The organism is Kribbella sp. NPDC049174, assembly GCF_043197365.1.
In the GTDB taxonomy this organism is placed as follows: domain Bacteria; phylum Actinomycetota; class Actinomycetes; order Propionibacteriales; family Kribbellaceae; genus Kribbella.
This window is the reverse complement of sequence record NZ_JBICSZ010000008.1, coordinates 432,296-444,907: the sequence shown is the minus strand read 5'-3', so window position 1 is coordinate 444,907 and position 12,612 is coordinate 432,296. Positions and strand designations below refer to the sequence as shown.

12 protein-coding genes are annotated in these 12,612 nt (G+C 69.7%); 4 read left to right on the top strand and 8 right to left on the bottom strand.

Translation table 11 applies throughout. The features are described 5' to 3' along the window. Nucleotides 1–567 precede the first annotated feature (567 nt). Both ACGFIF_RS34180 and ACGFIF_RS34175 read left to right on the top strand, forming a co-directional pair. The gene (locus ACGFIF_RS34180) at nt 568–1,581 is read left to right on the top strand and encodes a glycosyltransferase (RefSeq protein ID WP_393160221.1); all 1,014 of its coding nucleotides are present in this window, start codon (nt 568–570) and stop codon (nt 1,579–1,581) included. Beyond that, a complete protein-coding gene (locus ACGFIF_RS34175; protein WP_393160220.1) occupies nt 1,472–2,764 on the top strand; it encodes a hypothetical protein in 1,293 nt (430 codons plus the stop codon). Before ACGFIF_RS34180 ends, ACGFIF_RS34175 begins: the two co-directional genes overlap by 110 nt. Here the strand turns inward: ACGFIF_RS34175 and ACGFIF_RS34170 are convergent. Then, the gene (locus ACGFIF_RS34170; RefSeq protein ID WP_393160219.1) at nt 2,735–3,304 is read right to left on the bottom strand and encodes a TIGR03086 family metal-binding protein; all 570 of its coding nucleotides are present in this window, start codon (nt 3,302–3,304) and stop codon (nt 2,735–2,737) included. The genes ACGFIF_RS34175 and ACGFIF_RS34170 overlap by 30 nt on opposite strands. A 65-nt stretch (nt 3,305–3,369) precedes the next feature. Between ACGFIF_RS34170 and ACGFIF_RS34165 the strand changes: the two genes are divergently transcribed. Then, a complete protein-coding gene (locus ACGFIF_RS34165; RefSeq protein WP_393160218.1) occupies nt 3,370–4,299 on the top strand; it encodes an aldo/keto reductase in 930 nt (309 codons plus the stop codon). A 9-nt stretch (nt 4,300–4,308) separates the two neighbouring features. After that, on the top strand, nt 4,309–4,656 hold the full coding sequence (locus ACGFIF_RS34160; RefSeq protein ID WP_393160217.1) for a YciI family protein: 348 nt from the start codon (nt 4,309–4,311) through the stop codon (nt 4,654–4,656). Here ACGFIF_RS34160 and ACGFIF_RS34155 read toward each other — a convergent pair. The 7 genes from ACGFIF_RS34155 to ACGFIF_RS34125 are packed head-to-tail and all read right to left on the bottom strand — an operon-like array spanning nt 4,653 to nt 12,480. After that, nucleotides 4,653–5,036: a cupin domain-containing protein gene (locus ACGFIF_RS34155; protein WP_393160216.1), complete on the bottom strand. Its 384-nt coding sequence runs from the start codon at nt 5,034–5,036 to the stop codon at nt 4,653–4,655. The genes ACGFIF_RS34160 and ACGFIF_RS34155 overlap by 4 nt on opposite strands. Before the next feature lie 23 nt (nt 5,037–5,059). After that, nucleotides 5,060–5,347 (bottom strand): antibiotic biosynthesis monooxygenase, encoded by a 288-nt coding sequence (locus tag ACGFIF_RS34150; protein ID WP_393160215.1) that lies wholly within the window; start codon nt 5,345–5,347, stop codon nt 5,060–5,062. Nucleotides 5,348–5,371: 24 nt separating this feature from the next. After that, nucleotides 5,372–6,529 (bottom strand): VWA domain-containing protein, encoded by a 1,158-nt coding sequence (locus tag ACGFIF_RS34145; RefSeq protein WP_393160214.1) that lies wholly within the window; start codon nt 6,527–6,529, stop codon nt 5,372–5,374. After that, complete coding sequence (locus ACGFIF_RS34140) at nt 6,526–8,706, bottom strand: DUF5682 family protein (protein ID WP_393160213.1); 2,181 nt, start codon at nt 8,704–8,706, stop codon at nt 6,526–6,528. Before ACGFIF_RS34140 ends, ACGFIF_RS34145 begins: the two co-directional genes overlap by 4 nt. Beyond that, nucleotides 8,703–9,785, bottom strand: a complete 1,083-nt coding sequence (locus ACGFIF_RS34135; protein WP_393160212.1) for an AAA family ATPase — start codon at nt 9,783–9,785, stop codon at nt 8,703–8,705. The genes ACGFIF_RS34140 and ACGFIF_RS34135 overlap by 4 nt, the downstream gene beginning before the upstream one ends. Continuing rightward, nucleotides 9,782–11,185: a DUF5691 domain-containing protein gene (locus ACGFIF_RS34130; protein ID WP_393160211.1), complete on the bottom strand. Its 1,404-nt coding sequence runs from the start codon at nt 11,183–11,185 to the stop codon at nt 9,782–9,784. Before ACGFIF_RS34130 ends, ACGFIF_RS34135 begins: the two co-directional genes overlap by 4 nt. Next, nucleotides 11,182–12,480, bottom strand: coding sequence for an SWIM zinc finger family protein (locus ACGFIF_RS34125; RefSeq protein WP_393160210.1), 1,299 nt, complete (start codon nt 12,478–12,480; stop codon nt 11,182–11,184). Before ACGFIF_RS34125 ends, ACGFIF_RS34130 begins: the two co-directional genes overlap by 4 nt. Nucleotides 12,481–12,612: the final 132 nt, after the last annotated feature.

The window sequence follows — 12,612 nt, the reverse complement described above, 5'->3', positions numbered from 1 at the left end:
TCCTCGGAATAGTTCTTGCGGGCCATGGTCCTGATCATCTCGCTTCCCCAGCCGATGGCTGGAATCAGCGTGTCCAAGAACCAGGGTCAAGGCCCCAGCACGAACCCGGCGCGAAGAGGTGCCGACCTGCCGTGCGATCACTCATCCACCAACACGTTTCACCCGACTCAGCAGCGCCGCCGGAGACAGCCGAATGTCAGTTGCCGTCGGAGGCAGTGTCCTTGCCGACGTCCACATCCCAAGCGCCCGTCGCGTTGTTCCGCGTCCCCAGTCGGCGCCGGAGGCGGCGAAATGATCCGGCGTGGCCGTCGGCCGTGTGCATTGCCCGCGTTTCACATCCGACCGCGCCGATCACAGCGGCCCGTGAATCATCCGCAGCTGCCGCCGGAGGCGGCCGGGAGAGCAGCCGCCGCGGAGCGGTGTCCGCTTCGCGGGGATCACAACCGGAAACCTCACCAGCCGGAGGCGGCGGCCTGCCCTTGTGGTGTTTCCGGGGTGTGAATTTGTACGTACCTGCAGGTACACCGGATGGCCCGGGGTTGGACACGACCGATAGTCTCGGGCGCCATGAGCACCAGCGTCGCCATTGCGGTAATCACCTTCCGGCGACCTGCTCTGTTGCGCGCTCTGCTGACCAGCCTGCAGGCCCAGGAACTCCCCGCGGACGGGGATTACGTGATTCGGATCGTGGTGGTGGACAACGACGCGGACGGGTCGGCGGCGCGGGTGGTCGAGGAGTTCGGGAAAGGTACGCCGTACCCGATCGAATCCGTGGTCGAGCCGGAGCCGGGGATCCCGTTCGCCCGGGAGAAGTCGGTCGAGCTGTGCTGGAACGACGACGCGCTCGTTTTCGTGGACGACGACGAGGTGGCGCCGCCCAACTGGCTGGCGACGCTGCTGCACGCGTGGGAGACGTCAGGCGCCGACGTTGTCACCGGTCCGGTCAAGGGCAACCTGCCGCCCGGCGCGCCGCCCTGGAACCACTACAGCGACGTCCACGACTCGACCGGCAAGCACACCACCGGCGAGGAACTGCGCAAGGCGTACACGAACAACACCCTGGTCAGCCGACGGGTCTACCACGCGGTCACGCCCGGCTTTCATCCCGCGTTCCGCTACACCGGCTCCAGCGACCTGCACTTCTTCCTCCGGGTGCACCGGGCCGGGTTCCGGATCGTGTGGTGCGAGGAGGCGTGCATCGCCGAGGAGGTGCCGGCCGCGCGGACCACACTGCGCTGGCTGGTCCGGCGGGCGTTCCGGTCCGGCAGCGGCGACACCATCAGCCGGCTGCTGATCCGGCCCGGCGCGGTGAGCTATCTGCTCGTGCTGGCCTATGCTTCGGCCCGGGTGGTCTCGGCGATCGGGTTCGCCCTCGCCGGGCTGTTGCTCGGCCGGAAGACGCACCTGCTGAAGGCAGTCCGGCGGTTCTTCTCGGGCGTCGGCAGTCTCGCGGGGATAGTAGGGATCAACCATGACGAGTACCGGGAACGGCACGGAGCCGACGGTGGCGGGCCTGTGCCGGGCGATCTGGCAGGTGGAGCGGGAGCTGAGTCTGCTCGACTGGCGGATCGACGGCGTTAGCCCGTGGCCCGTCATCCGGATGCGCATCTTCCATGAGTTGACCCGGCGCACCGGCATCCACGGCGCCGCCCACCCGGTACGACGTACGCCGTACGACAAAGCGCGACTCGTGGCCCGGCACGTGACCGGACTGGTCACCCGCAACCCGTTCCTCGGCTCGTACGACGCTCTGGTCGTCCCGCACCCGCGGAAACCGGGCGGTGTCGAGATCTACACCGACGAGCTCCGGAAAGCGCTCGGTACCCAGGCGCTGATCCTGGACTCGGGTATCAACGGAACACCGCTCCCAGGCAGCCGGAACCTCGACTTCTTCACCTCAGCCGCTGGAGCGGTGCACAAACGCCAGGTGGACGACCGCGGCATCAGCACCGCGTTGAGGGAACTGACCGGCGTCTCGGTGCCGGTCGGCGCGCTGCTGGCGCGGGAGGTGCCCAAACACCAAAGGTTGCGGGCGCTCTATCGCAGGCTGCTGCGGAAGCACCGGATCGAGACGGTCTACGTCGTGGTCGGGTACTTCCACCAGCACATCGTCGGCGCGGCCCGCGACCTGGGCATTCGCGTGATCGAGCTCCAGCACGGTGCGATCAGCCAGTTCCACCTCGGCTACAGCTATCCGGGTCGTCCGGCGGTGGCCGACCAGCCGGACGAACTGTGGTGCTTCGGGTCGTACTGGACCGATGTCGCCGACCTTCCGGCTGGGATGAGCACGGCTGTGGTCGGCGCGTCGTACCTGCCAAAGGCCGAGAGGAAGGATCCGCGGCTGGCCGTCTTCCTGTCTCAGGGCACCATCGGCGCCGAGCTGCTGCACGTCGCGGAGTCGGTCGCCAAGGAGGACCCGACGCTGGACGTTGTCTTCCGGCTGCATCCGAGTGAGCGGGCGTCCGACTACACGATCCCTTCCGGCGTCCGGCTGTCCACCGAGGGCAGCACTCTCGAGCTCCTGGCCGCGGCGACGTACCAGGTCGGCGTGTCCACGACCGCGCTCTTCGAGGGGATGGCGCTCGGCTGCCGTACCGCCGTGGCCAACCTCCCGGGACACGAGTACCTCGAGCGGCCCATCACCAGCGGCCACGCTCTGCTGATGACCAAACCGACCCAGCTGACGAGCGCACCGCTGTGCTCGACGCCGGAGGCGTACTACGCGCCGAGCAATCTACGGCTGGCGGCCGATCAGGCCGAGTAGGCGGTCCTGGAGCGGAGCGTCCGGCGGGACCTTGACCTCGGCGCCAAAGACCTCGACACCTTCACCGAAAGCGCCCGGCGTGCGGTACTTCTCCATCACGTCCGCGGGGATGGCCGCCGTACTGGCCCACAGGCGCTCCACGTCGACCGGGTCCATCGTCTCGTCCTGACCGGTCGCGCGGGCCAGGTCCCAGCCGTGCAGCACCAGGTCGTCGGAGACCACCTGATCGATGTTCTGCTCGGCCGTCAGTTGGCCGGCCGGGGTGTCGGTCTCGGTCAGGGCGAGCACGGGGTCGTCGAGCACGTCCTCGACCGCCGCACGGGCCTCCTGGAACGCGGTCAGCGGGTCGTCGGCCGGCTCCAGCTTCCGGGCGACCGGCATCAGCATGTACCCGTGCATCATCACGATGTGGTCGACCACGTCCTTGGCCGTCCACTTCTCGCACGGCGACTGGTTGTCCCACTGCTCCGGCCGTACCGCGGCGACTTTCCGCTCGAACGCCTCGGCCCGCCGACGGTACCGCTCCGCGATCTCACCCATCTCCGCATAGTGCCGCTTCCGCACCTCGCGCGGAAGTGTCGGCGGCGACTTCTAGGGTCGGCCGCATGCGGAGTGTGGAGCTGGGCCGGACGGGGCTGCGGGTGAGCAGGCTGGGTCTCGGGCTCGCCTCGATCGGGGGCATGTTCGCCGCCGTGCCGGAGTCGCAGGCCATCGCGACCATCGACCGCGCCTGGGATCTCGGCATCCGGCTGTTCGACACCGCGCCGGTCTACGGCTACGGCCTGTCGGAGCAGCGGGCCGGGCTCGCGCTGCGCGGGCGGCCGCGGGACCGGTTCGTGCTCTGCAGCAAGGTCGGCCGGCTGATCGAGCCGGGCGGTCCGGACATCCAGCCGATCTGGGCCGAGCCGCCGGCCGGTCTGGGGCCGCGGCTCGACTACTCGTACGGCGCGGTGATGCGGTCGTTCGAGGAGAGCCTGGAGCGGATGGGCATCGACCGGATCGACATCCTGCACATCCACGACCCCGATCTCGACTACCTGACCGCGTCGACCGAGGCTCTGCGTGCTCTGACCGAGCTGCGCGGGCGCGGGACCATCCGGGCGATCTCGCTGGGGGTGAACCACGCGGACGTCGCTGCGCGTTTCCTCCGGGACACGGGGTCAGCCGGCCCGGACTGCATCTTGCTCGCCGGTCGTTACTCGTTGCTCGACCAGTCGGGCGCTGACGAGCTCCTGCCGCTCTGCGAGAAGCTCGGCGTGGCTGTGATCGCGGCCGGGGTGTTCCAGGGCGGCGTACTGGCGCAGAGTGCGCCGCAAGCAGCACCAGAGGTCGTACGACGAATTGATCGGCTGCGCGAGCTGTCTCGCCGGTACGACGTGCCGTTGCTGGCCGCCGCGGTCCAGTTCCCGCTCGCGCACCCCGCCGTACCGACCATGGTGGTCGGGGCGCGCAGCCCGCAGGAGATCACCGAGGTCGCGGCGTGGATGGACTATGAGATCCCGTCAGCGTTCTGGGACGCACTGGACCGGCGCTAGGGTCTGCCTATGCGGTACATGCTGCTTCACAAGACCAACGACAACCTGGAGGCGGGCAACCCGCCGGACCCGGACATGCTGGCCCGCGCGGACGCCGTCCTCGAGGAGATGCGGCAGGCCGGCGTACTGCTCGCCGCCGAGGGCCTGATGCCGAGCTCGCGCGGCGCCCGGATCACCTTCCCGACACCCGGTGAGGAGCCCCGCGTCGTCGACGGCCCGTTCGCTGAGACCAAGGAACTGATCGCCGGCGTCTCGATCATCCGCGTCGAGACCAAGGCCGAGGCCGTCCACTGGGCCCTCCGCTTCGCTGAAGCCGACCCCAACACCCCAATCGACATCCTCGAGCTGGCCGACTAACCCTCCGAGAAGCCGGGTGGCGCGTCCACATTGACTGTGGGGATTCCGCCGCCGGCGCGGGCGATGATGGCGATCGAGGGTTCGTCGGTCGGGTTGCTTTCGCGGTGCACGGTGAACGACGGGACGTGGACGAAGTCGCCTGCCACGGCGTCCAGGTAGTCGTCGTACCCCTCGAACTCCATTCGGAGCACACCCGAGACGATGTACAGGCTCGACTCGTTCCGGTCGTGATGGTGCCAGCCGGACACGGCGCCCGGGGCCGTCACGACCTGACCGGCCCACAGGATCGGCAACTCGAACGCCCGGGTGCGGAACATCCCCGGCGTCGGATCGGCAGCGACCAACTCCCCGGCCCGAATCACCCGAACAGGCTCGCTCATATCAGCAGTCTGCCACCAGCCGCTCAGTCTGCAAGGGTGCCCTCCTCGGCGGTGACGAGGGAGTCGATGGCTGCGAAGAAGCGGGCGATGCCGGGGTGGTTGGGGCCCTTCTCGCGGGAGACGGCGAAGTCCTCCGGGCCGGCCCACTCGACGATGTCGAGCCATTCATCGTTCGGCAGCCGGACCAGGCGGGCGCCGAGGAAGCCGGCGCGGTCGGCGGCGAAGTCCTTCAGCATGTCCGGGCGTGCGGCCAGTAGTTCCTCGACCTGCTCCGGTCGCACCCGGAAGCGTGTCAGCTCAACCGTTGTCATGTCGACCAGCAACAGCTCCGGCGGTCAGTTACTTCCCAGCACATTGGTGGCGGCCCAGCCGGTGATGTCTTCGTGGCGGATGGCGGCGGCCATCAGGTCCGGGAAGAGGTCGGGGGTGCAGGCGAAGGTGGGTACGCCGAGGTCGACGAGGGCGGCGGCGTTCTCGGCGTCGTACGACGGGGTGCCGGAGTCGGCCAGCGCCAGCAGGGCGATGAGCTGGACGCCGGATTCGACCAGCGAGCGGGCCCGGCGCAGCATGTCCTCGCGGACGCCACCCTCGTAGAGATCGGAGATCAGCACCATCACGGTCTCGGCGGGCTTGGTGACAAGCTCCTCGCAGTACGCGAGCGCGCGGTTGATGTCCGTGCCGCCGCCGAGTTGCGTCCCGAACAGTACGTCGACCGGATCCTCCAGCTGATCGGTCAGGTCGACCACAGCGGTGTCGAACACGACCAGGCTGGTCCGCAGCGTCCGGATCGACCCGAGCACCGCACCGAACAGCGACGCGTACACGACCGACTCGGCCATCGAGCCGGACTGGTCGATGGCCAGCACGATGTCCCGCTGGACGCTGTGATTCCGCCGCGCGTACCCGACCAGCCGGTCCGGGACGATGGTGCCGAGGGCCGGCGAGAAGTGTTTGAGGTTGGCCCGGATGGTCCGGTCCCAGTCGATGTCAGAGTGCCGCGGACGACCGGTCCGCCCAGCCCGGTCGAGGGCGCCGGTGACCGCGGCCCGGGTGCGCTCGGCCAGGCGGGCCTCCAGTTCGGCGACGACCCGGCCGACCACCTCTCGCGCGGTCTGCTTGGTCTCCTCCGGCATCACCTCATTCAAAGCAAGCAGTGTGCTCACGAGATGTACGTCGGGCTCGACCGCGCCGAGCAGCTCCGGCTCCATCAGCATCCGGGTGATGCCGAGCCGCTCGACCGCGTCCCGCTGCATCACCTGCACGACCGTGCTCGGGAAGTACTGCCGGATGTCGCCAAGCCACCGCGCCACCCGCGGCGCCGACGACCCCAATCCGGCCGACCGCTGCGTCCCCGACTCACCAGGTGTCCCGTCGTACAGCGCAGCCAACGCCGCGTCGACCGACCGATCCTCGGCGGACAGCGTCGTACCAGTCTCCGCATCGGCTTCACTGCCGAGGACGAGCCGCCAGCGGCGCATCCGTTCGTCGTTCATGACACCCCCAACAGCTGCGCGACGACAGGCAGCACGGACGCGGCCAGCTCGGCGTCGAGGTCGTCGTCATCAGCAACCACCACCGCCGACGGATCACCCAGCGCACGGGCGCGCGTGCCGATCGACCGCCGCTCCGGCGAGGCGAACGTCCCGAACGTACGGCGAAGCAGCGGCAGCACCTCCACGAACGCGTCGTCCGGGATCGCCGCCAGCCACGCATCCACCAACGCCAGCAGCCGTTCGTCGTGCACGAGCAACAACCCACCGCCGGCCAGGAAGCCCTCGACGTACCCAGCCGCATCGGCGGTCGCCGTACCAGGCGACAACGCGCGCCCTAGCCGCAACGCGACCTCATGATCCGGCAGCCGCGACGTGTCGAGCATCAACCGGGTCAACCGTCCACGGATCAACGGTGGAACCGACGTCCGGTCGCTCAACCCCTCCAGCGTTGCCAGCCACTCCGCCCGCACCGCCTCGTCCAGCAAGGCGGTCGCGTCCTGCACCCCGTCGATCAGTTCCAGTACGGCGGCCGCCGCATCCGGGTCGAGTCCGTGCACAGTCCGGCCGAGACCGGCGCACACCCGGGACACCATCCGCCCGGCAACCGAGGCCAGCCCGGCCGTGTCGGTACTCCGCACATCGCCGTACCGCGAGGATCGCGCCAGGGCCGGTAACGCCGCCATCAGGTGACCGACATCGGCATCCGCCGCCGCGCGGGTGTCGACGCCACGCAGCAACTCGGGCAACGCGTCCGCGAGGTCGGCCAGCAGCGATTTCTCCAACGCCGCGGTCACATCGGCCAAGGTCGACGACTCGTCCGCGACGCGCAGCATCACGGTCGTCGCTGCGCCGAGCACCGTCGTACCGTGGGCACCGGCGGCGACCAGTTCGACCTCGAGCCCCGGATCCCAGGCGAGCCGCCACATCTCGCGGAACGTGCCCTGCGCCCGTCGCTCGTCGGCGGCCGGCACACCCCAGTGCACACCGAGAATCCGCAACCGGTGCAGCAGTCGCGACTTCTCCAGGTCGTTCGGCTTGCGCAGGTCGAGCTCGATCACCCGCTCGGTCGCGTCCCGCCGCATCCGGAGCCGCCGCGCCTGCGCCGCCAGGTCCGCCGCGACCGGCGCCTGTGGCGTCTCACCGGGCACCGACCCGAGGAGCTCACCGACCACAGCTTCCCGGGTGACAAGATCAAGGAGTACGTCGTTCCCGTTGCAGAGCACCGCCCGGGTCGCCTCGGTGACCTCGCTCAGGCCGGCCAGCGGACGTTCCCGCAGCGCAGCCAGGGTGTCCGCGAGCCGGACCGCTTCGATCACGTGCGCGCTGGAGACGGGCAGATCTTCCTCCCGCAGGACCCGTGCCACCTTCGACAACCATCGCGCGGTGATCTGGTCCGGCGCGGTGAACAGGTGGTGATACCAACCAGGTGAGGTGATCCCGGCGCCGTACCCGCTCGTCGCCGCCAGCCGGCCGTGCGTCCACGGGACCCACGTGCAGGCGACCTTGCGCTTCGGCAGGCCCTTCAGGATCCGTTGGTCGTGTGTTGCCGGGGGCAACGGTGCCTCCAGCGCCGGGACATGCCACGCACCGCAGATCACCGCGATCCGCTCGAACCCCTCGCGGAGGGCCTTCCGCAGGACCGTCCTCATGTACGCCTCGCGCTGCGCCTCGCGGCCAGCCGCCTCCTCGCCGTGCCGGAGCTCCCGCATCGCGTCAGCGATCACCGTGAACGGCTCGGCCCCCTCGCGCCGGGACTCGATCACGTCGTCCCACCAGCGCTCGGGATCGTCGTACCCACCCGCGTTCGCCAACGTGGCCAGCGGATCGATCGACAACCCGCGCCGGCCGTCGCCACCGGAGGAGGCGAACTGATGCGCGGCCGGAAGATCGCAGAACCGCACCGGTACGCCGGCCGACAAGGCGTACTCGATCGCCTGCCACTCGGGGCTGAACACCGCGAACGGCCAGAACGCGGCCCGGGTCGAGTCGTCCACCGCATAGGCGAGCAACGCGACCGGCGGCGCCATCTCCTCCGACCCGGCCAGCTCAACCACCTTGTCGGCCTCCGGCGGCCCCTCGATCAGCACCACATCCGGCTGAACCTCGGCAAGCGCAGCCGCCACCGCCCGAGCCGACCCCGGCCCGTGGTGCCGAATCCCCAGCAGGTGAACGGTCATCCGCTGATTTCTCGGCAGGCTCGGTAGAAGGGGGCCCAGTCGTCTCGTTCGCGGACGACGGTTTCCAGGTATTCCGACCACACCACGCGGTCGGCGGACGGGTCTTTGACGACGGCGCCGAGGATGCCGCCGGCCACATCGGTGGGGCGCAGGACGCCGTCGCCGAAGTGGGCGGCGAGTGCGATGCCGCCGGTGACGACGCTGATCGCCTCGGCGGTGGAGAGGGTGGCGGACGGCGACTTCACCGCGGTACGGCCGTCCTCGGTCCGGCCGGAGCGCAGTTCGCGGAAGATCGTCACCACCCGGCGGATCTCGTCCAGCGCGTCGTCCGGTTGCGGCAACTCGAGCGCGGAGCCGAGTTGCGCCACCCGGCGGGAGACGATCTCCACCTCGTCGTCGGCCGAGTCGGGCAGCGGCAGGACGACGGTGTTGAACCGTCGCCTCAGGGCGCTGGACAGTTCGTTGACGCCCTTGTCGCGATCGTTGGCCGTGGCGATGACGTTGAAACCCTTGCGGGCCTGGACTTCCGTGCCCAGCTCGGAGATCGGCAGCGTCTTCTCGGACAGGATCGTGATGAGCGCGTCCTGCACGTCGGACGGCATCCGGGTCAGCTCCTCGATCCGGGCGATCTTCGCCTCCGTCATCGCCCGCTGCACCGGACTCGGCACCAGCGCCGCCTCACTGGGGCCTTGGGCAATCAACTGCGCGTAGTTCCAGCCGTAGCGGATCGACTCCTCGGCCGTGCCCGCCGTACCTTGCACGAGCAGGGTCGAGTCACCACTGATCGCGGCCGCGAGATGCTCACTGACCCACGTCTTCGCCGTACCGGGCACGCCGAGGAGCAGCAGCGCCCGGTCCGTCGCGAGCGTGGCGACCGCGACCTCGACCAGCCGGCGCGGACCGACGTACTTGGGTGAGATCTCCATGTCACCGGCCCGCCCGCCCAGGAGGTAGGTGACGACCGCGGCCGGCGAGAGCTGCCACGCAGGCGGTCGCGGGCGGTCGTCCGTCGCGGCCAGCGCCTCGAGTTCGCCGGCGTACTCGGTCTCGGCGTGCGGCCGCAGTACCTCAGTGGTCATGAGAGCTCCTCGTACATTTCACGGCGGAAGATCAGGGTCTCCACCAGCCGGCGGCGCCAGGTGTCTTCCTCGCCGGTCGGCTCGCGGGTGATCGGATGGTTCAGTACGTCGGCCGGCACCGCGCGCGCCGCGATACTGGCCAACCGGGCCCAGCCTCGCGCGGTCCCGGCCACGGCCAACTGGTCCAGGATCATCGAACCGAGCGAGGCCGGCCACGGCACGGGCAGGCCGCCGACCAACTCGGTCAGGTCAATGGTGTCCTTCAACGCGGTCACTGCCCGGACCCATTCGTCAGCAGGCAGCACCCGCAGCAATTCGGCCGCACTCCGGCTGCCGGTCGAAGCATGTGCCTTCAGCAACTCTCGTGCCCAGGGCTCCGACTTCTCTCGTACGGCGGCCTCCGCCCAGGCGGACTGCAGGATCTCCGGCGCGCAACCCTCCACCGGCATGGCCAGCCAGGCCGGGTCCAGCTCGCCGATCGGGGTGTTCGCGATGATCTGGATGAACCACCAGGCGCGTTTGCCGATCCCCTCCGGGTTCTGGGAGTCGATGCCGTCCCGTTCCATCGACGCACTGAGACGCTTCGGCAGGTCGACCGCCAGCACGCCTTGGCTGACGACCAGATGCGACCACATCCGTTCAGCCATCCGGTCGCCGTACCGCGATCCCGGGATCCGGGCGAGCAACTGGGCGGCACCCCGGCGGACGTCCTTGGCACGGTCGTCGAGCGCCGCCTCGAGGAACTCCTCGTCGTCCAAGGACAATCCATCGGCCAGCAAGCCGAGGAACTCGGTCCGGGTCGCTGCCGACTCGGTCGGCCAGACCTCCCGCAGTGCCTCGAGTGCGGCGGCGGGATCCTGCTGTCGCGTCGTCTGCAGCCAGGTGCGTCGCTGGAGCGAGTTGCCATGTGTCCACAGTTCGGGGTCATTGCTGAGAGCAACCGCTGCGTGCAGGAACTTCCACTCAGGATTGAGATCGGCCAGCCAGGTCGCGCGCCGGCCGGCCGCGGTGACGACAAGCGGCCGGTACTCCGCGCGATTGCGCGCATAGTCGGCCAACGCCGGCAGGTGCTCCGGCGGCACTCCCCAACCCTTGGCATCGGCGGCACGCAACCACTCACCAAGCGCCGGCGTCTGGAATCCGCCGAGCATCGCGGCCAACCGACGGATGGCGACCGGCCGGGGCAACGGACGATCCTCACCAGGAGCCGCGGGCAACGGTTCGAGCTCGCGCAACGGCGTGCGGCCCGCCCGTTTGTAGACGGTCGCCAGCGCGGCCGCGTCCAGCAGACCGCCCTCACCCAGCCGCTCCTGGATGTGCTCAGGCAACTCCTCGAAATGCACCGGCCGTCGTTCGGTCCCGAGTAGCGCCGAACTGACCAGCCCGTCCCAGCCCTTCACAGGATCACCGGCCTGTCCCCGTGCCAGCACGTCATCGGGCGGAACCCGGCCCGGTTCCACTCACCGGCGACCGTGACCGGATCACCGGCCGACACCGCGAGCAGCTTCAACGGATCCACGCCGGGCAGGATTTCGAGTCCATCGCCTGATGCGTCCACCAGCGCCCAGCCCTCGCCGTACGCGGCTGGGCGGACGTCCTGCAGGACCAGCGGCCAGCGTTCGTTCCACGGGTCCGCGGCGACGGATTCGACGTACGACGCCAAGGCCTGTCGCGCCGTGAATCCGGTGGGCCGGGGTGCGGGCAGGCGTGGGGCGGTCTGGGTGAGGAAGGCGCGCATCGGGAGAGCGCCGGGGTAGAAGGAGAGCGCGGCAGGGACGTACTCGCCCGGCCGGGCCGGCAGTGGATCGAGCGGACGTCCGGCGGCGGCGAAGTTGAGGATCAGGCCGAGCCGGCCGGTTGTTGCCCCGCGCAACCACACGCGCCGGACGGTCAGCCGGTCGTCGGGTTCGATCACCCGACCGAGCACCAGCCAGTCGTCCTCCACCTTCTCTCCCTCGGCCAGCACCCGCGCGGTCTCGACGGTCCAGCCGATCCTCGACTGCACAGTGTCGGCGAGTGACGGTGGCAGCTCGGCCAGCCGGGAATGGGCGGAGACGATCAAGTGGATGAGTGAAAGTTCCTCCAGCAGTTCGCCGGGCCAGCCGTGTCCACGTCCGACGACACCGGCTGCACGCCGTACCGCTCCGGCAACGCCTGGCGCCTGGGCATCCACCATGCGCGCAGCCAGCCGACTCAGCTCGCTGTACGCCCGCTGGTCGAACCCGCCGAGCCCCTGCCGGACCTGGTCGTCGAGCCAACTCGCCAGCTCGGCCAGACCGGCGGACACTCGATCGGCTCGCCTCGACGCGCGCTGCTGAGCCGCCAACGGGTCGGCGACTTCACCCGGCTTGCGTTCCGGACGTTCGGCGCGGGCCGCACGCTGATCCACCCAGGACTTCGCCCACTCCGGCTCATCGCCGGGCCGGACCTCGCCCGTCGCCCAGAGCAACAACAGCCCGAGCGCGTGCTTGCACGGGAACTTCCGGCTCGGACAGGAGCACTTGTACGCCGGACCGCTCAGATCGACCGTGGTCTGATACGGCTGTTTGCCGCTCCCCTGACACAGCCCCCACACCGCCCGCTCCGAGCTACCGGTCTCCGGCCACTTCGTCGTACGGGCCTGGGCCTGGGCTGACTTGGCAGACGCAGGATCCGGCGCCAACGCCAGCACCTGATCCACGTCCCACGGCCCCACGGCACTCCTCGCTCGATCGGTGTCCCTTGAGTCGAGAGCATGCCATCCACTGCCGACACCGTCAGCCGAAGGGTTGGCGTTCGGGCTCGGGGTAGCCGTTGGCAGCCCGGTGGGGCACCGGGGTGGCGGACA

What these genes read in the sequence shown, in the direction of transcription:
- ACGFIF_RS34180 (WP_393160221.1), top strand. Translation starts at nt 568, where the DNA reads ATGAGCACCAGCGTCGCCATTGCGGTAATCACCTTCCGGCGACCTGCT.
- ACGFIF_RS34175 (WP_393160220.1), top strand. Translation starts at nt 1,472, where the DNA reads ATGACGAGTACCGGGAACGGCACGGAGCCGACGGTGGCGGGCCTGTGC.
- ACGFIF_RS34170 (WP_393160219.1), bottom strand. Translation starts at nt 3,304, where the DNA reads ATGGGTGAGATCGCGGAGCGGTACCGTCGGCGGGCCGAGGCGTTCGAG.
- ACGFIF_RS34165 (WP_393160218.1), top strand. Translation starts at nt 3,370, where the DNA reads ATGCGGAGTGTGGAGCTGGGCCGGACGGGGCTGCGGGTGAGCAGGCTG.
- ACGFIF_RS34160 (WP_393160217.1), top strand. Translation starts at nt 4,309, where the DNA reads ATGCGGTACATGCTGCTTCACAAGACCAACGACAACCTGGAGGCGGGC.
- ACGFIF_RS34155 (WP_393160216.1), bottom strand. Translation starts at nt 5,036, where the DNA reads ATGAGCGAGCCTGTTCGGGTGATTCGGGCCGGGGAGTTGGTCGCTGCC.
- ACGFIF_RS34150 (WP_393160215.1), bottom strand. Translation starts at nt 5,347, where the DNA reads ATGACAACGGTTGAGCTGACACGCTTCCGGGTGCGACCGGAGCAGGTC.
- ACGFIF_RS34145 (WP_393160214.1), bottom strand. Translation starts at nt 6,529, where the DNA reads ATGAACGACGAACGGATGCGCCGCTGGCGGCTCGTCCTCGGCAGTGAA.
- ACGFIF_RS34140 (WP_393160213.1), bottom strand. Translation starts at nt 8,706, where the DNA reads ATGACCGTTCACCTGCTGGGGATTCGGCACCACGGGCCGGGGTCGGCT.
- ACGFIF_RS34135 (WP_393160212.1), bottom strand. Translation starts at nt 9,785, where the DNA reads ATGACCACTGAGGTACTGCGGCCGCACGCCGAGACCGAGTACGCCGGC.